The organism is Aeromonas sp. 3P (assembly GCF_051919745.1).
GTDB classification, from domain to species: domain Bacteria; phylum Pseudomonadota; class Gammaproteobacteria; order Enterobacterales; family Aeromonadaceae; genus Aeromonas; species Aeromonas veronii.
This window is the reverse complement of sequence record NZ_JBQBED010000001.1, coordinates 1,540,584-1,557,627: the sequence shown is the minus strand read 5'-3', so window position 1 is coordinate 1,557,627 and position 17,044 is coordinate 1,540,584. Positions and strand designations below refer to the sequence as shown.

Genomic DNA, 17,044 nt, shown 5'->3' with positions numbered 1-17,044 from the left:
ATCTGATGAAGCAAAACAAGAAGGGCGCCCGCAGGCGCCCTTTCTGATGACATCTGCTTGCGCTAGAAGAAGCCGAGCGGGTTGATGTCGTGACTCACCAACAGGTTCTTGGTGTTCTGGTAGTGGTCCAGCATCATCTTGTGGGTCTCGCGGCCGATCCCCGACTTTTTGTAACCGCCAAAGGCGGCGTGTGCCGGGTAGGCGTGGTAGCAGTTGACCCAGACCCGGCCAGACTGAATGCCACGCCCCATGCGCCAGGCCAGATTGCTGTCGCGGGTCCACAGGCCTGCCCCCAACCCGTACTGGGTGTCGTTGGCAATCGCCAGAGCATCCGCCTCGTCCTTGAAGGTGGTGACCCCGAGAGCCGGCCCGAAGATCTCCTCCTGGAACACCCGCATCTTGTTCTGACCGGAGAAGATGGTGGGCTGGATGTAGAATCCCCCCTCCAGTCCGCTCACCTTGGCCGGGCCGCTGCCGATCAGCATCTTGGCCCCTTCGCCGCGGCCGATCTCCATGTAGCCCAGGATCTTGTCGAACTGCTCGCGAGACGCCTGCGCTCCCACCTGAGTGGCGGTATCGAGGGGGTTGCCCTGCACTATGGTGCGGGCACGGGCCAGCACCCTGTCCATGAAGTCGTCATAGATGCTGGCCTGCACCAGCGCGCGGGAGGGGCAGGTACACACTTCCCCCTGGTTGAAGAAGGTCATCAGCATCCCTTCTACCGCCTTGTCGATGTAGCTGCTCTCGTGCTGCATAACGTCGGCGAAGTAGATATTGGGGGACTTGCCCCCCAGCTCCACGGTGGAGGGGATCAGCTTGTCGGCTGCGCAGCGAAGGATATGGGCGCCCACTTCGGTCGAACCGGTAAAGGCCAGTTTCTGGATCCGGTTGCTGGTGGCCAGCGCCTGACCTGCCTCGGCGCCGAAGCCGTTGACCACGTTGACTACGCCGGGGGGCAGGATGTCCTTGATGAGATCCATCATCAGCATGATGGTGACCGGGGTCTGCTCGGCGGGCTTGAGCACGCTGCAGCAACCCGCCGCCAGCACCGGGGCAAGCTTCCAGGCAGCCATCAGCAGCGGGAAGTTCCACGGGATGATCTGGCCGACCACGCCGATGGGCTCCTTGAAGTGGTAGCTGACGGTGTTCTGATCCAGCTCGGCGGCCGAGCCCTCCTGAGCACGAATGCAGCCAGCGAAGTAGCGGAAGTGATCCACCACCAGCGGCAGGTCGGCGGCTAGAGTTTCGCGCACCGCCTTGCCGTTCTCCCAGGTTTCGGCGATGGCGAGTCGCTCGATGTTCTGCTCGATGCGATTGGCGATGCGCAGCAGCAGATTGCTGCGCTCGGTGACGCTGGTCTTGCTCCAGCTGGAGAACGCCTTGTGGGCGGCATCCAGCGCCAGCTCGATATCGGCGGCGTCGGAGCGGGCGACCTCGCAGAATACTTTGCCATCCACTGGCGAGATGTTTTCAAAGTAGCGGCCGGCGCGAGGTGCCACCCACTCACCACCGATGAAGTTGTCGTAACGGGACTTGAAGCTGACCAGGGCACCTGCCTGACCGGGAGCGGTATAAATCATCTCATCATCCTTTAAGTGTGTGATCCTGACCGGGCTGGCTGACAGACCGGTTGCCAGCTGATATCGCAAGGGGCGTGCCAAAGGGTCTGACCAGCAGATAGAAGGTTACAAAAACGTTATAAAATGGGGTGTGGCAGCGTATCTTGGTTAACCAATGACCACGGCTATTGCGATAAAACTGTACCGTTTCTGGACAGTGGCCGAGACAGTCGTGCTGTTTGTGAACAGGAGGCGTGATGAGTGAGTCACTTCAACCCGGTCCCGGTCCGATCCAGCGTTCCTGGCAGCGCTGCCTGCATCAGGGGCTGAGCCGCCAGCAGAGCGCCGATCTGGACTTGCTGCCCCGGGGGGAGTTGTCGGCCCGTCAGGAGCAGCACAGGGCGCTGATCGCCTGCTTCCAGCGCTTCGTGCTGCCGCTGTTTGCCCAGCTGCTGGCGGGTCGCCCTTGTCGCCTGTTGTTGTGTGACGGTGAGGGGGCCATTCTGGCCGCCAGTGGTGATGAGGGGTTCGCCCGCCATGCCGAGCGTATCTTTTTGCGCAGTGGCGCCCGCTGGGGTGAGGCGAGCAAGGGCACCAACGCCATCGGTACCGCGCTGGCCGAGCAGAGTGAAGTACAGGTGCTCGGCAATCAGCACTTCTTCGCCCAGCACAGCTTCCTCAGTTGCAGCGCTTGCCCGTTGCTCGGGCCGGATGGGCAATTGCTCGGGGTGCTCGATATCTCCACCGACGCTGCCCATCACGATGGCGACATGCTGGGCACGGTGCGGCTGCTGGCCATGACCCTCGAAAACGCGCTGTTGGCACGCCAGCCGGGCTGGCTGGTGGATCTCGAGCCCCAGAGCCTCTGGTCCGCTCGCCTGTTGCTGGGAGAGGAGGGGGAACTGCTCGGCGCCAACCGGGCAGGCCGGCTCTGGCTCGGCCAACACCCTTTCGATGGCAGGCAACTGCTGCGCGAGGGGCGTGGCTTGCGGCTGGTGCCAGAAGCGGACGCGACATCTTCCTGCACCGCGCTGCCGGGTCACTCAAGCCCGATGCCACATCCGCAGCAGGTGCCGCTCAAGATGCTGGAGCGCGGCATTTCTCTGCTTATCGAGGGGGAGACCGGCAGCGGCAAGGAGCATCTGGTGCGGGCCCTGCACCGAGCGTCGAGTCGGCGGGAGCAGCCACTGGTGTGCGTCAACTGCGGCGCGTTACCAGCAGATCTGGTGGAAGCCGAGCTGTTTGGCTATGTGGGCGGGGCCTTCAGCGGTGCCCGCAGCCAGGGCAGTCAGGGTTATCTGCGCGCAGCCCACGGCGGCATGCTGATGCTCGATGAAATTGGCGAACTGCCGCTGCAGGCTCAAACCCGACTGCTGCGGGTATTGCAGGAGCGCAGCGTGACGCCGGTTGGCAGTCACAAGCCGGAGGCGGTGGATTTCTGGCTGGTCAGTGCCAGCCACCGGAATCTGGCGGCCATGGTGCAGAGTGGCGCATTTCGCGAAGACCTCTATTACCGGATCTGCGGCTGGCGCCAGCAGCTGATGCCGCTGCGCCGTTGGCCTGCCGCTGAGCGTCTGGGGCTGATCCAGCGACTGTTGGCGGAGATGGACCGGACCCTGCGTCTGACCCGCGATGCGGAGCAACAGCTGCTGGCCCATCCGCTGCCCGGCAACGTGCGCCAGCTCAAGCAGGCACTGGAAGTGGCCTGTGTGCTGGCAGAGGGGTTGGGTTGGATAGAACCCGCCCACCTGCATCTGCCCAGTGTGGCCACAGAGCCCGGCGTCTTGCCGATGGGGGAGGCGACCAGCTTGCGTGAACAAACCCGGCGGCAGGTGCAGCAAACGCTGGCGGCATGCGGCGGCAACGTCAGCGAGGCCGCGCGCCAGCTGGGGATCAGCCGAACCACCCTCTACCGGACGCTGCGCGAAGCCCCTTGAGTGCTCACTCCCCCTCACCGGTCGTTTTCAAGACGCACATGACGGCTGGAGCCCTGCCCATCCAGCCGCTATGATGCGCCTTGGCCGGGGCATTGCGCCCGTTGACTCATCCGTTGAGGTTTTTCTGCCATGTCACAACACATAGGGGCGCTGACTCTGCTGGTGGCTGATTACGATCAGGCCATTCGCTTTTTTACCGAGGGACTTGGCTTTGCGCTCCTGGAAGACACTCGGCTCGATGAACCGGGCAAACCGGGCAAGCGCTGGGTACGGGTTGCCCCCAAAGGTGCCCCCGGTTCCGCGTTGCTGCTGGCACAAGCGGCCAATGCGCAGCAGCAGGCCGCCATCGGCCAGCAGGGCGGTGGCCGGGTATTTCTGTTCCTCGAGACCACTGATTTCTGGGGGGATTACCAGCGCATGCAGGCGTACGGTGTTCATTTTTGTGAACAGCCTCGTGACGAGCCTTATGGCACTGTGGTGGTGTTTGAGGATATCAGCGGCAACCGGTGGGACTTGTTGCAACGTACTGCTGCCAACTGAATCTGAAAACGTTTATCATCCCGCCTGTCATAAAGTCATAAAAGTGTCACAGAAAATTCTAATAATTGGCGCACCCATCTTCACAGAGGAGAGAGAAGGGAATGGCTAAGCGAATTCTGGTGGTCGAGGACGAAGCACCGATCCGCGAAATGCTCTGCTTCGTGTTGGAGCAGAAGGGATATGAGACGATTGAAGCGGAAGATTACGCCGATGGACTGGCGAAGGTGCGCGAACCCTACCCCGAACTCATCGTGCTCGACTGGATGATGCCGGGCGGCAGTGGCATCCAGTTTATCAAGCAGCTCAAGCAAGATGAGGTGACGCGCCAGATCCCGGTGGTGATGCTCACCGCTCGCGGTGAAGAGGAGGACAAGGTGCGTGGTCTGGAGGCCGGAGCCGACGACTACATCACCAAGCCGTTCTCGCCCAAGGAGCTGACCGCTCGCCTCCATGCGGTGATGCGCCGCGTGTCACCCACCTCGGTGGATGAGGTGATCGAGGTGCAGGGGCTGAAACTCGATCCTGTCTCCCACCGGGTCAGTGCCGAAGAGAAGGCGCTCGACATGGGGCCGACCGAATTCAAGCTGCTTCACTTCTTCATGACTCACCCTGAGCGGGTCTACAGCCGTGAACAGCTGCTCAATAATGTCTGGGGTACCAATGTGTACGTCGAGGACAGAACCGTGGATGTGCATATTCGTCGCCTGCGCAAGGCGATTGAAGAGACAGGGCACGACAGATTGATCCAGACGGTGCGTGGAGCCGGATACCGCTTCTCAACCCGTCTCTAGAGGCAGTTATGTTGCAACCTTACGCCTGGCGGCGACAGTTGTGGCGAATGGCGTTTTTTTACGCCCCCTTCGCATTGGTTGGCTGGTTGATTGATCATCTTGCCCTCTGCCTGTTGGTGGCGGCCGTGTTGCATCTGGGCTGGCACTATCGCTTCCAGAAGCGGCTCTCTGACTGGCTGTGGCACGACCGCAGCCTGGTGCCCCCCAGCGGCAATGGCAGCTGGGAGTACATCTTCAACGGTATCTACAAGCTGCAGCAGCGTCACCGCGCCCGTCGCCGCGAGCTGGCGGGGCTGATCCGCCGCTTCCGGGAGGGTGCCGAGGCGCTGCCCGATGCCGCCGTAGTGTTTCGCACCGATGGCAGCATCCTCTGGTGCAACCGGCTGGCGGAGCAACTGCTCGGTTTTCGCTGGCCGGAGGATGCCGGCCAGCATATCGGTAACCTCATTCGCAATCCTGCCTTTAACGCCTATCTGGGCAAGGGGGCATATGACGAGCCCCTCGAGATGCACTCCCCGGTCAACGAGGAGAAGTTTCTCGAGTTTCGCATCATGCCCTACGCCTCGGATCAGGCGATGCTGGTGGTGCGGGATGTCACCCGCTTGCGCAGTCTCGAGAAGACCCGTAAGCACTTCGTTTCCAACGTCTCTCACGAGCTGCGCACCCCGCTGACCGTGCTCAAGGGCTATCTGGAGATGACCGAGGAGCCGCCCCCGCCCGCCATGTGGGCCAAGGCGCATCGGGTGATGATGGAGCAGACCATCCGGATGGATAATCTGGTCAATCAGCTGCTCACCCTCTCCCGTATCGAGGCGGCTCCGACCGTGGATCTCTCCCACCTGGTGGACATGCCTGCCATGCTGGGGCTGCTGGAGCAGGAGGCGCGGGCGCTCTCGGGCGAACGGGCCCACCAGCTCGAATTTGTGGTGCAGCCCAATCTGCTGGTGCGCGGGGATCAGGAGCAGCTGCGCAGTGCTGTCTCCAACTTGGTCTACAACGCCATTCACTACACCCCGGCGGGGCGAAAAATTACCGTGGAGTGGCGCAAGCAGGGGGCGATGGCGCTGTTTGCCGTGAGCGATGAAGGGGAGGGGATTGCCCCCGAGCATCTGGCGCGGCTGACCGAGCGGTTCTATCGGGTCGACAAGGCACGCTCGCGCCACACCGGCGGCTCAGGCTTGGGCCTTGCCATTGTCAAGCATGCCCTCAGTCATCACGACTGCCAGCTCGATATCGAGAGCCGGGTCGGCCTTGGCAGCCGCTTCAGCTTTCTCATCCCGAGCCGTATGGTGGTGATTAAATAGTCTTTTATGGCAATGAGTTAGCTGCAAAAAGAGGGCCTTTGAACGGGCCCTCTTTTCATTTGTTCAAATCTGTCGCCATGTCATTAAAGTGTCACATTAAATCCATAAATTTGTCACTGCCAGGTCAGATACTGGCCCCGTCTTAAGAACGGACCTTCTGTAACTTTGGAGAGATTGGATGAAACTCAACAAACTGGCTGGTGTAATCGGATTTACCGCAGCAACCCTGTTTTCTGCCAGCGCCCTGGCCTACGGTGTCGACAAGGATCTGCCGGATTACACCCCGACCAGCGGCATCTCTGGCAACCTGTCCTCGGTAGGCTCTGATACTCTGGCCAACATGATGACCCTGTGGGCAGAAGAATTTAAGCGTTTGTACCCCAACGTCAACGTGCAGATCCAGGCCGCTGGCTCCTCTACCGCGCCGACTGCCCTGACCGAAGGGGTTGCCCAGTTTGGTCCGATGAGCCGCGCCATGAAGGCTGGTGAAGAGGAAGCATTCGAGAAGCGTTATGGCTACAAGCCGACCGCCATCCGCGTGGCCGTCGATGCCCTGGCGGTGTTCGTCAACAAGGACAACCCCATCAAGGGGCTGACCATGCAGCAGGTTGATGCCGTTTTCTCCAGCACCCTCAAGTGCGGCGAAGCCAAGGCTGCCACCAAGTGGTCTGATCTGGGTCTGGATGGCAGCTGGTCCAGCAAGGATCTGCAACTGTTCGGTCGCAACTCCGTATCCGGTACCTACGGTTACTTCAAGGAGCACGCCCTGTGTAACGGCGACTTCAAGAGCGGCGTGAACGAGCAGCCGGGTTCTGCCTCCGTGGTGCAGTCTGTCTCTGCCTCCCTTAACAGTATCGGTTACTCCGGTATTGGTTACGTTACCTCCGGCGTGCGTGCCATTCCGCTCTCCAAGGATGGCAAGACCTTTGTCGATGCCACGGCTGATAATGCCATCACCGGTAAATATCCGCTGTCGCGCTTCCTGTACGTTTACGTGAACAAGCACCCCAACAAGCCGCTCTCCCCGATGGAGCAAGAGTTCGTCAAGATGATGCTCTCCAAAGCGGGCCAGAACATCGTTGCCAAAGATGGCTACGTGCCGGTGCCGGCCAAGGTGGTACAGGCTGACCTGAAAAAGCTGGGTATCATGTAACTGCCTGCAGTCAGCATGCCCTGATAAAACGAGCCCCAAGCGGGCTCGTTTTGTTTTTGGCGGCTGTCAGTTTTGTTAATAGCGCAGGATGGATATTTTTCCGCCAGCCGGGGGCTGGCTCCCTTGCGCAGCAGGGCGGCATTTCCGAGAATAGGGCAACGTTATGGCAAAGGATCCCTTCATGATTGCGTCCCTCACCAAGTTTGGCCTGGTAGCCCTCTGTAGTTCCCTGTTGGTCGCCTGCGCCCAGTCGCCGACCGGCCGCAGCCAGATGCTGCTCTACTCTCCCCAGCAGATGAACCAGCTGGGCGCTGACTCCTTCGAGCAGATGAAAAAGCAGGAGAAGGTGAGCAAGGATGCCAAACTCAACGCCTATGTCTCCTGTGTCGCCAAGGCGGTGACCGCCCAGGTGCCGGCCAGCTATGGCATCACCAACTGGGAAGTGGTGGTGTTTGACTCCAAACAGGTCAACGCCTTCGCCCTGCCCGGCGGCAAGATCGGGGTCTACAGCGGCCTGCTCAAGGTGGCCAAGAATCAGGATCAGCTGGCGACCGTCATCGGCCACGAGCTGACTCACGTGCTGGCCCAGCACTCCAACGAGCGACTCTCGCGCAGCCAGCTGGCGGGGATTGGTCTTGCGGCTGCGGACATCGCCATGGGCACCAGCGAGTATCGCGGCGCCACCATGGCTGCCCTTGGCCTCGGGGTCGAGGTGGGGGTGATGTTGCCCTATGGCCGTACTCAGGAGAGCGAAGCGGATCGGCTCGGACTTGAGCTGATGGCGCGCGCCGGGTTCAATCCGGCCGAGGCGATCCCCCTGTGGCAAAACATGAGTGCCGCCGCCGGTGGCAACACTCCGCCGCAACTGCTCTCTACCCACCCGAGCAACGAGAACCGGATCGCCGAGTTGCAGGCGCAACAGGCGCAAGTGCTGCCGCTCTATGAGCAGGCCCGCGCCAACGGTCTGGTGCCCCAATGCAAGGCATAAGCCTGCGCATGGCGCGCAGCGACGATGCTGCTGCCATGACGGTGATGCAGCGAGCCAGCTGGCTCGCTGCCTATGGCAAGGTGCTCGGTGCCGACCTGCTGGAGCAGCTGGACGTCACCGCCCATCTGCAGATCTGGCAGAGCCGTCTGGCCGAGCCGGGCCCAAGGCCCATGCTGCTTTGTCTCGATGAGGTGGTGATTGGCCTGCTCTACTGGCAACCACAGCAGGAAGCGGGGCAGAGCAGCGCCCTGATCCGCGCCTTTTACCTCCATCCCGACCATTGGCGACAAGGCTATGGCAAACGGCTGTGGCAGGCGGTGGCGATGCAGATGCGCCGCGCCGGCTGCCATAGCGTCAAATTGTGGCTGCTCGATGGCAACCACATCGGCGAGGGGTTCTACCTGCGCCGTGGCTTCGTCTTTGATGGCGAGGAGCGCACCCTGATAAGCCTCGGGCAGCCCTGCCTGCAGCGACAAATGAGCCGTTTGCTCTGATCACTCTCCCGTTTTTCGCCTTCGGTCACTTTATTTTTTTTGCGAATTAATACAATGTCCCCCTTGAAACAGAGTTGGATAAACACGGGCTGACAAGGGAGTGCTGGCATGTATTACGGCTTTGATATCGGTGGCACCAAGATCGCCTTTGCGGTCTATGACGGTGCATTGAACCTCTGCCACGAGGAGCGCATGAGCACCCCGGGCAACGATTACGAGGGGTTGCAGCAGCTGATCCGCTCCCGGGTCGAGCAGGCGGATGCCCGCTTCGGCGCACGGGGCTCGGTCGGTATCGGTTTTCCCGGTGTCATCAATAGCCAGGATCACAGCATAGTGGCGGCCAATCTGCCCTCCATCAATGGTCGCCATCTGGGCGCAGATCTGGCCGAACTGCTGGAGCGGCCGGTCAAGGTGGATAACGACGCCAACTGCTTCCTCTGGTCCGAAGTGCATCAAGGGGCAGCCGACGGCGCAGGCAGTGCGCTTGGCGTCACCATCGGCACCGGCATCGGCGGCGCCGTCTATCTGGCAGGCAAGCTTATTCAGGGGCGCAACTGGCTGGCTGGCGAGATTGGTCACTACCCCTTGCCCGCGACCATGCTGATGAAGTACCCCGAGTTGCCCCGTCCCCGTTGCGGCTGCGGCCGTCTGGTCTGTTTTGAAACCTATGCCTCCGGCACCGGTCTGGAGCGTCTCTATCACCATTTCCATGGCCAGCGCGCCACGGGTCACCAGATTGTGGGACGCTTCGAGGCCCATGAACCCCATGCGGTCGAGACGGTCGACTGCTGGTTGGAGATCATGGCAGCCGGGCTTGCCACCGCCATTTCGGTGATTGATCCCGAAGTGGTGGTGTTGGGGGGCGGCCTGAGCGGCCTGCCCGCCCTCTATGAACAGCTGCCGCTGCGTCTGCCCGGTCACTTGCTGCCCGGGGTCGCCCTGCCCGAGATCCGCCAGGCCCGCTTCGGCGGTGCCGGTGGTGTGCGCGGCGCAGCCTTGCTCAATCTATGAGATCAGATGTGGGGTCTGATCTCCCCGAAAAAGGAGTCCTCATGACCCGTCTTGAAATCTGTATCGACAACCTGGAATCCCTGTTCACCGCCCAGCAATCCGGGGCTGATCGCATCGAGCTTTGCTCTGCGCTGGGTCTGGGGGGCCTGACCCCCTCCTACGGTTTTATGCAGAAGGCTGCCCGCCATGCCACCGTGCCGGTTTATGCCATGATCCGCCCGCGCGCCGGGGATTTTTGCTTCAACGACGGCGAGTTCGAGATGATGCTGCAAGATATCGCGGCGGCCCGCGCTGCGGGGCTGCAAGGGGTGGTGGTCGGTTTGCTGGATGAGGAGGGGCGGGTGCCTGCCGCCAAGCTCAAACAGCTGGTGGATGCAGCAGGCCCGTTGGGAGTCACCTTCCATCGCGCCATCGACCTCTCCTCCGATTGGCGCCTCGATCTGGAGACCATAGTCGCGGCCGGTTGCGAGCGCATTCTGAGCTCGGGCCATGCGCCGACCGCGCTGGCTGGGCTGGAGACCCTGCAGGAGATGCAGCTGGCGCTGGCGGGGCGTGCCAGCCTGATGCCGGGGGCCGGGGTCAATGCCGACAATGTGCGTACCATCATCGAGTTCACCGGAGTGAGCGAAGTGCATATGTCCGGCATGGGCTGGCGCGGCGGCATGTGCCCCATGGCGTCAATATGGGCACCTCGGATGATGGCCGGGTCAATATCACCGATGGCGCCAAGGTGGCCGCGGTCAGAGCCTTGCTGGATCGCGGTTAAGCAGATCGCCGCCGTTGGGCGGCGTTCATCCGTATCTTGTGTGAAGTTCCTCCCACTGACGGGGAAATCAGGGGCGCCCCCGGCAGCACCCCGGCCAAAAGTCTGATATTATCCCGCCTCTTTACTACATGGATCTGGAGCAACATCTCAATGTCCCAATACGACTCTATCGAACAGAAGGCCAGCTATGGCATCGGCCGCAACATGGGTGATCAGCTGGCGCAGCAAGCCTTCGCCGGTCTGGATATCCCGGCTCTGCAACAAGGTCTGGCAGATGCCCTGAATGGTCTGGAGTTCGCGGTCAGCCGTGACGATATCAATGATGCCTTCCAGGTGATCACTGCGCGTATGCAAGAAGAGCAGGAAGCCGCCGCCAAGGCCGCCGCTGCTGACGGCGAAGCCTTCCTGGCTGACAACGCCAAGCGCGCTGAAGTGAAGGTGACCGACTCCGGTCTGCAGTACGAAGTGCTGGTAGAAGGCAACGGTGCCGTTCCGGTAGCCGGTCAGTCCGTGCGTGTGCACTACCACGGTACCTTCACCCACGGTGGTGTATTCGACAGCTCCGTCGCTCGCGGCCAGCCGGCTGAATTCCCGGTGACTGGCGTGATTGCTGGCTGGGTTGAAGCGCTGCAGCTGATGCCGGTTGGTTCCAAGTGGAAGCTCTACATCCCCCACGATCTGGCCTACGGTGCCCGTGGCGCGGGCTCCATCCCGCCTTACTCTGCACTGGTATTTGAAGTCGAGCTGCTGGACATCCTGTGATCCTGCTGGCTTGATGCAAACGGCGACCCTCGGGTCGCCGTTTGTTTTTGGGTTATGTGATAGACAGTATTTGTCGCGGTCAGCAGGTTGGAGAGCAGAAAAGGGCGGCTTTTTTGCGCCATTGACTGGTTTTTTCAGAAACGGGAACAGGCATACTGCGACTCATTAGAGAGGATAAGGAGAACCCGATGAGCAATAAGATGAAGAATGTAGCGGGGCTTGCTCTGTTGCTGCTGAGTATTCCGGCCAGTGCCGATGCCATGCGCTGCAAGAATGCCCTGATCAGCGAGGGTGACAGTACCGCCGAGATGCTGCTCAAGTGCGGCGAGCCGATGTTGCGGGAAGATATTACCCGTAACGAGGAGAATCTGCACGGCACTGTGGTTGAGGTCAAATATGGCGAACGCTGGACCTACAACTTCGGCAAGAACGAGTTCATGCGCTTTGTGACGGTGCGCAATGGAAAGGTGACTGACATCGAAAACGGCCCGCGCGGCCAGTAGCCGGCGGGCAAAGCATGGATGCACAACAGACAGTAGGGCAAGACCCTTTGACTCACATGTCCGGCAAGGGGTCGTTGTGACGAAGCTGGCTGACGGCCTGATTGATCTGACGAGCCAGTCTTAGCCGCTGGCGGCAGGTCAGGCCATGGAGGCTGATCCTGCCCGCGTTGAATTCAAATGTCCCCAGCGACTCGATGGCAAAATAGCCTCGATGAAAGCTCTTGATGTAGCGAGCGATCTGCCGTGGGGATAACTGCTTGAATACCTTCATCACACGGTTCCCTGATTGCCTGGACAGGGCACACTATGGTGTCGGTCGATGACACTGATATGACGGTTTATAAAGATTTGCATGAATCCTTATTTTGCCAGTGAGCTCGGCAAATTGACGGCATCATCGAAAAAGTTGTGCCATGGCAAACCACCGCACCGATATACTGCGGGCTTGAATGGAACAAATAAAAGGGCCTGTGCGTGGAATGGGTTGATGTGGTGGACGAGGATAACCGGGTGATTGGCGTGGCCGAGCGAGCCAAAGTGCGGCGGGAGAATCTCTGCCATCGCGCCAGCTATATTCTGGTGCTCGACGACGCGGATCGGATCCTGGTGCAGCGACGCACCCTCAGCAAGGATTTCTGCCCCGGCATGCTGGATGCCTGCGCTGGTGGCGTGGTCACCACCGGTGAGGAGATGGAGCGCTCCGCCCGCCGCGAGTTGGCCGAGGAGCTGGGGATTATGGATGTTCCTCTGCAGGGCTTTGGCAGCTTTTATGCGGAAGGGGAGGGCTACCGGGTCTGGGGTGGCCTCTTCAGTTGCCGTTATCAGGGGCCGCTGCAGTTGCAGGCCGAAGAGGTGAGCGCGGTGCACTGGATGAGCCTGGCCGAGATTGCCGAGCGCGCCAGTGAATTTACCCCCGACTCCCTGCTCGCCATCGCCATTTGGCAGGCGAGACGCTAACGTCTCCCTTTAGATATTTTCTTTTCCAGTTCAGAGACAAGACGGGCAGCCTGATGGCTGCCCGTCTGCCTTTGTGCATTTAGTTGATCTGCTACACCAGCTTAAGGCGCCGGTTGGTGCGCCCGCAAGCGCTCTGCTTGGCGATCCAGTGCCCCTGCCAGTCGGTGGCCAGACGCAACAATGGATACTCCAGATCGAGCCGGGTCACCACCAGCTGGCCGGTCTCGTCGCCACTGACGGGATTGCCGCTGGCGGGATCGATGATTTCGACGATGCAGCTCTCGTTGACGATAAAGCCCTGACCGGGCTGACTCTCGTAGGCCACCACCCCCACATCCTGCCACACCAGACAGTTGAGGGCCGCAATGCCATGAATGGCGCGCAGCGGTGCCGTTTCGGGATGGGTTGCTTCGCACAGTAGGGCGTGGCGCAGCGAGTCGCTCGGGATCTCCGCCGCCTCGGCCGCTTCCAGCAGGTCGAGCAGGGTCACCAGCGGGCCGACATAGCCGGTGGGTTGATAGCGCAGCAGTGCCTCCAGCTGGCGCTGGGTATCGTGGGGGCCGCAGGGTACCACGGGAGCCCCCAGCTGGCGGGCGCCGTTATCGAAAATAAAGGCGGTGGGGCCAGCATGATAGTCGTGGCCGTTGAGCATCACTTCCCCCGCCTTGAAACCGGCGGCAAACAGCGCTCGGGCGGCGCCCCACCAGTCTGCCCCGGCATATTCGGGGATGGCCAGTTGGCCCGGACAGGAGAATACCCGCAGCGCCTGACTGGCCGGACGGCCGGTGAGACCGGCAAAGGGGGGATGAGCTTGCTGGGCGGCAAAGAGCTCTTTGCTGTCGAGCAGTGGCAGGGTGGCCAGCTCTGCCAGATCCTCGAGGCGGCACTGGCGATAGGCGCTGGAGTAACCGGCGCAATATTGACTGACATGGGTAAGCTGATGATTGAGCTGGTCCAGTTGTTGCTGTTCGCGCATGGCGGGGGGACGAATTTCCAGACCATCGTAATAGTGTTGCATGGGGCCTCCTGGCGCCGTGAAACCAGCTCAAGAGTAGTCTGCCCAAGGGGAAAATGCTTGCCGCTATCCATGGTCAGGCTCAGAGCCGCTGTTAGGCGGCATCATCACTCTGGGATAAACTGGCGACTTCCCATCACGACTCAGGACGAGAAATCATGATTGCTGTAGGACACCCCCTGCCTGCTGGCGAATTTACCTTTATCACCGCCGAGGGCAAGCAGCTGCGGGATAGCCAGACGCTGTTCGCCGGTAAAAAAGTGGTGCTGTTTGCGGTACCCGGCGCCTTTACTCCCACCTGCTCCAATGCTCATCTGCCCGGTTATGTGGTGCTGGCCGATCAGTTTATGGCCAAAGGGGTGGATGCCATCTGTTGCCTCTCGGTCAACGATGCTTTCGTGATGCGGGCCTGGCAGACGGCCCAGAATGCCGAGGCGATCACCATGCTGGCGGATGGCGATGGCAGCTGGACCCGGGCGCTGGGTCTGGCCAAGGATACCGGCGCCTTTGGCGGCATCCGCGCCCAGCGCTTTGCGTTGATCGCCAATGATGGTGTGGTCGAGCAGCTGTTTTTGGAGGCGCCGGGCAAGTTCGAGGTCTCCGATGCCGCGAGCCTGCTGGCTGCACTGTGAAATGTTAATCACGGTTTGATTTCCCCTTGAAATGGGAGGTGGCACAGCTACACTGGCGCCACTTTCCCATGGTGCCTGCCCGTTTGGGCTGGCGCTTCGTTGCAGATAACAAGAGATGAAGATCCTATGACCCTGGCTTTTGTTGCCCTGATTGCCGGACTGGCGCTGCTGGTCTGGAGTGCAGACAAGTTTGTCGACGGTGCCGCCGCCACTGCCCGTTATGCGGGGATGCCGCCGCTGCTGATCGGCATGGTGATCATCGGTTTTGGTACCTCGGCCCCGGAGATGGTGGTCTCGGCGCTGGCGGCGTCCCAGGGCAATCCCGGGTTGGCGCTCGGCAACGCCTATGGCTCCAACATCACCAATATCGCGCTGATCCTGGGTCTGACGGCACTGATCAGCCCTATCGCGGTGGCCTCTCAGGTGGTGCGCAAGGAGATCCCGATCCTGCTCGGTATTACCCTGCTCTCCGGCGCCCTGCTGATGGATGGCCATCTGGGCCGGATGGATGCGGTCATTCTGGGGGCCGTCTTCGTTGCCCTGATGGGCTGGTCCATCTGGGCTGGCATGAATGGCAAGGGAGATGCGCTGGATACCGAGACCGCCGAGGATATCGAGAGCGAGGGGATGTCCCTCAAGAGCGCCATCTTCTGGCTGGTGGTCGGGCTGGTGCTGCTGATCGGCGCTTCCCGCCTGCTGGTGTGGGGGGCGGTGACCATCGCTCAGGCACTTGGTATCAGCGATCTGGTGATTGGTCTCACCATAGTCGCGGTAGGGACCTCTCTGCCGGAGCTGGCCTCTTCGCTTATCGCCATTCGCAAGAACGAGCATGATCTGGCCCTTGGCAACGTGCTCGGCTCCAACCTGTTCAACACCCTGGCGGTGGTGGGGATTGCGGCGGGCATCCACCCGCTCGATGTGGCGCCGGAGGTGCTCACCCGTGACTGGAGCATCATGATGGGGCTGACCCTGCTGCTGCTGGTGATGTGTCTGGGCCGCAAGGGGCAGGGCCGCATCAACCGGTTGGAGGGGGGCGTGCTGCTCACCTGCTTCGTCGCCTACACCGGCTGGCTGCTGACCAGTCAGTTTATCTGATAGGGGTTGGAGAAATGAGAGAGGGGGAAGCTCAAGCTTCCCCCTCTTGTTTTTGCCCAGTGAATCTGTTGGCGAGCGAGCGGTGTGCTCAGGCTACTGCCACCAGCTTCTGCCCCTTCTGGCTGCTGTCCAGAATGAGGATGCTGGCCTTGGGGAAGAAGTTGAAGGTGGAGGCGGAGGCCCAGGTGTAGGCGCCCATCACCTTGCCAACCACCAACTCGCCGATAGCCAGATCCGGCAGCATGATGCCATCGCGGATCACATCCACGCTGTCGCAGGTGGGGCCGGAGAGCACCGAGTTGTGCTGCTCGCCACTGGCATAAGGCGTGCTCACCGGATAGGTGACGTGGTCATAGAGCTGGCCGTTGTAGCTGCCGTAGAGACCGTCATCCAGGTAGTACCAGATCTTGTCGCCGCGGTGGGCCTTGCCCATCACGCTTGAAACCGAAGTCATGGCCGGTGCGCTGATAAAGCGGCCCGGTTCGGCAATCTTCTGCACGGTAGCGGGCAACTTGGCCAGCGCTTCGCGGATCGGCGCGCAGAAGCCGTCGATATCGAACTCGCCCCCCTCATAATCCACCGGGAAACCGCCGCCGATATCCAGCACCCAGGGCTTGAGCCCAAGCGCCCAGGCCTGCTCCATGATCTCGCGGCAGGCGTCGATGGCCTGCACATGGCGACGGGCGTGGGGTACCTGGGAGCCGACGTGGAACGACAGCCCCATCACCTTGATCCCCTTGGCGTGGGCCAGTTGCAGCAGCGGCAGCGCCTGCTCCGGAGTGCAGCCGAACTTCTTGGAGAGATCGACCTTGGTCTCGGGGTTGGGGAAGCTGACCCGCAGCAGCAGTTTCACTTCGTCCTTGTAGGGAATGAACTTTTCCAGCTCCAGCGGGTTGTCGTAGACAAACACGGTGCAGCCGAACTCGAGCGCATAACGGATATCGCTGTCGCGCTTGATGGGATGGGTATGAATGCAACGTCCCGGGCGAACCCCCTGACTGCGCACCAGATCCACTTCGCCATTGGTGGCCAGATCGAAACAGGCCCCCTCTTCCTTCAAGACAGAGACCACCGCCTCATGGGGCAGGGGTTTGAGTGCATAGTGCAATCGTACATCGGGCAGGGCGGCGGCCAGGGCCCGATACTGTTTGCGGACGGCTGCCTTGTCGAGCAGCAGCAGGGGGGAGCCGAATTGTTCAACCAGCTGACGGTAATCTTGTGCGACCACATCTTTTGCAACCAGGGTCTCGTTCATTCTCTTTTGGTCATCCTTAGGGGGCGTGATATGCCCAAGCCATATGCGATTGAACCGGCGACGGCCGGGTCAGGCGAGCGGTCCGGTGGGACCAACCGAACACAGTGCATAAATTGATGGCAAAGTGCTTGGTTATGCAGCGGATTATCGGCTTATTGATTCTGTGTGCAAGCATTTTGATTGGATATGTTGGCAAGATTTTCTTGGCGAAACGAGAGGGATCACTGTTCTCTATCCGCCATTTTTCCCGTTTGGGCCACATTTGATCCGTGAGAGCCTAAC

At 61.0% G+C, this 17,044-nt stretch carries 17 protein-coding genes and 1 pseudogene; 14 read left to right on the top strand and 4 right to left on the bottom strand.

The genetic code is table 11. The features are described 5' to 3' along the window. Positions 1–62: 62 nt before the first annotated feature. On the bottom strand, positions 63–1,580 hold the full coding sequence (exaC, locus tag ACTG19_RS06920) for an acetaldehyde dehydrogenase ExaC (RefSeq protein WP_439988911.1): 1,518 nt from the start codon (positions 1,578–1,580) through the stop codon (positions 63–65). Positions 1,581–1,816: 236 nt separating this feature from the next. On the opposite strand from exaC, the gene ACTG19_RS06915 reads away from it, so the two are divergent. The 11 genes and pseudogenes from ACTG19_RS06915 to ACTG19_RS06865 all read left to right on the top strand — a co-directional run bounded on the left by ACTG19_RS06915 (position 1,817) and on the right by ACTG19_RS06865 (position 11,808). Next, on the top strand, positions 1,817–3,496 hold the full coding sequence (locus ACTG19_RS06915) for a sigma-54-dependent Fis family transcriptional regulator (RefSeq protein ID WP_257687137.1): 1,680 nt from the start codon (positions 1,817–1,819) through the stop codon (positions 3,494–3,496). Positions 3,497–3,625: 129 nt separating this feature from the next. Continuing rightward, complete coding sequence (locus tag ACTG19_RS06910; RefSeq protein ID WP_107682390.1) at positions 3,626–4,036, top strand: VOC family protein; 411 nt, start codon at positions 3,626–3,628, stop codon at positions 4,034–4,036. Between the two features lie 101 nt (positions 4,037–4,137). After that, the gene (phoB, locus tag ACTG19_RS06905) at positions 4,138–4,827 is read left to right on the top strand and encodes a phosphate regulon transcriptional regulator PhoB (protein WP_005338414.1); all 690 of its coding nucleotides are present in this window, start codon (positions 4,138–4,140) and stop codon (positions 4,825–4,827) included. A gap of 8 nt (positions 4,828–4,835) precedes the next feature. After that, a complete protein-coding gene (phoR, locus tag ACTG19_RS06900; protein ID WP_005338413.1) occupies positions 4,836–6,131 on the top strand; it encodes a phosphate regulon sensor histidine kinase PhoR in 1,296 nt (431 codons plus the stop codon). Positions 6,132–6,309: 178 nt separating this feature from the next. Further along, a complete protein-coding gene (locus ACTG19_RS06895; protein ID WP_439988910.1) occupies positions 6,310–7,284 on the top strand; it encodes a PstS family phosphate ABC transporter substrate-binding protein in 975 nt (324 codons plus the stop codon). A 181-nt stretch (positions 7,285–7,465) separates the two neighbouring features. Beyond that, the gene (locus ACTG19_RS06890; RefSeq protein WP_005358873.1) at positions 7,466–8,272 is read left to right on the top strand and encodes a M48 family metallopeptidase; all 807 of its coding nucleotides are present in this window, start codon (positions 7,466–7,468) and stop codon (positions 8,270–8,272) included. Then, complete coding sequence (locus ACTG19_RS06885; protein WP_058059158.1) at positions 8,260–8,766, top strand: GNAT family N-acetyltransferase; 507 nt, start codon at positions 8,260–8,262, stop codon at positions 8,764–8,766. The genes ACTG19_RS06890 and ACTG19_RS06885 overlap by 13 nt, the downstream gene beginning before the upstream one ends. 108 nt (positions 8,767–8,874) lie before the next feature. Further along, complete coding sequence (locus tag ACTG19_RS06880; RefSeq protein WP_005343908.1) at positions 8,875–9,777, top strand: ROK family protein; 903 nt, start codon at positions 8,875–8,877, stop codon at positions 9,775–9,777. Positions 9,778–9,818: 41 nt separating this feature from the next. Next, positions 9,819–10,543, top strand: a pseudogene (locus ACTG19_RS06875) (copper homeostasis protein CutC). A gap of 150 nt (positions 10,544–10,693) precedes the next feature. Next, positions 10,694–11,305, top strand: coding sequence for an FKBP-type peptidyl-prolyl cis-trans isomerase (locus tag ACTG19_RS06870; protein ID WP_005338405.1), 612 nt, complete (start codon positions 10,694–10,696; stop codon positions 11,303–11,305). A gap of 188 nt (positions 11,306–11,493) precedes the next feature. After that, the gene (locus ACTG19_RS06865; protein ID WP_139741800.1) at positions 11,494–11,808 is read left to right on the top strand and encodes a DUF2845 domain-containing protein; all 315 of its coding nucleotides are present in this window, start codon (positions 11,494–11,496) and stop codon (positions 11,806–11,808) included. A 52-nt stretch (positions 11,809–11,860) separates the two neighbouring features. Here the strand turns inward: ACTG19_RS06865 and ACTG19_RS06860 are convergent, their stop codons facing one another. Continuing rightward, positions 11,861–12,079 (bottom strand): DUF1107 family protein, encoded by a 219-nt coding sequence (locus tag ACTG19_RS06860; protein WP_287866291.1) that lies wholly within the window; start codon positions 12,077–12,079, stop codon positions 11,861–11,863. Between the two features lie 203 nt (positions 12,080–12,282). Between ACTG19_RS06860 and yfcD the strand changes: the two genes are divergently transcribed. After that, positions 12,283–12,765, top strand: a complete 483-nt coding sequence (gene yfcD / locus ACTG19_RS06855) for an NUDIX hydrolase YfcD (RefSeq protein ID WP_216948183.1) — start codon at positions 12,283–12,285, stop codon at positions 12,763–12,765. A 91-nt stretch (positions 12,766–12,856) separates the two neighbouring features. Here yfcD and ACTG19_RS06850 read toward each other — a convergent pair whose 3' ends face one another. After that, entirely contained in the window at positions 12,857–13,783 is a 927-nt protein-coding gene (locus ACTG19_RS06850) for a phenylacetate--CoA ligase family protein (RefSeq protein WP_113738928.1), read from the bottom strand. Between the two features lie 155 nt (positions 13,784–13,938). Here ACTG19_RS06850 and ACTG19_RS06845 point away from each other — a divergent pair, with 155 nt between their 5' ends. Both ACTG19_RS06845 and ACTG19_RS06840 read left to right on the top strand, forming a co-directional pair. Next, positions 13,939–14,412 carry a peroxiredoxin gene (locus ACTG19_RS06845; RefSeq protein ID WP_216949474.1) on the top strand — a complete coding sequence of 158 codons (474 nt, stop codon included), beginning with the start codon at positions 13,939–13,941 and terminating at the stop codon, positions 14,410–14,412. A gap of 126 nt (positions 14,413–14,538) precedes the next feature. After that, complete coding sequence (locus ACTG19_RS06840) at positions 14,539–15,507, top strand: calcium/sodium antiporter (RefSeq protein ID WP_043818872.1); 969 nt, start codon at positions 14,539–14,541, stop codon at positions 15,505–15,507. A gap of 88 nt (positions 15,508–15,595) precedes the next feature. On the opposite strand, the gene ACTG19_RS06835 is transcribed toward ACTG19_RS06840, so the two are convergent. Then, positions 15,596–16,762: a type III PLP-dependent enzyme gene (locus ACTG19_RS06835; RefSeq protein WP_043818871.1), complete on the bottom strand. Its 1,167-nt coding sequence runs from the start codon at positions 16,760–16,762 to the stop codon at positions 15,596–15,598. Positions 16,763–17,044: the final 282 nt, after the last annotated feature.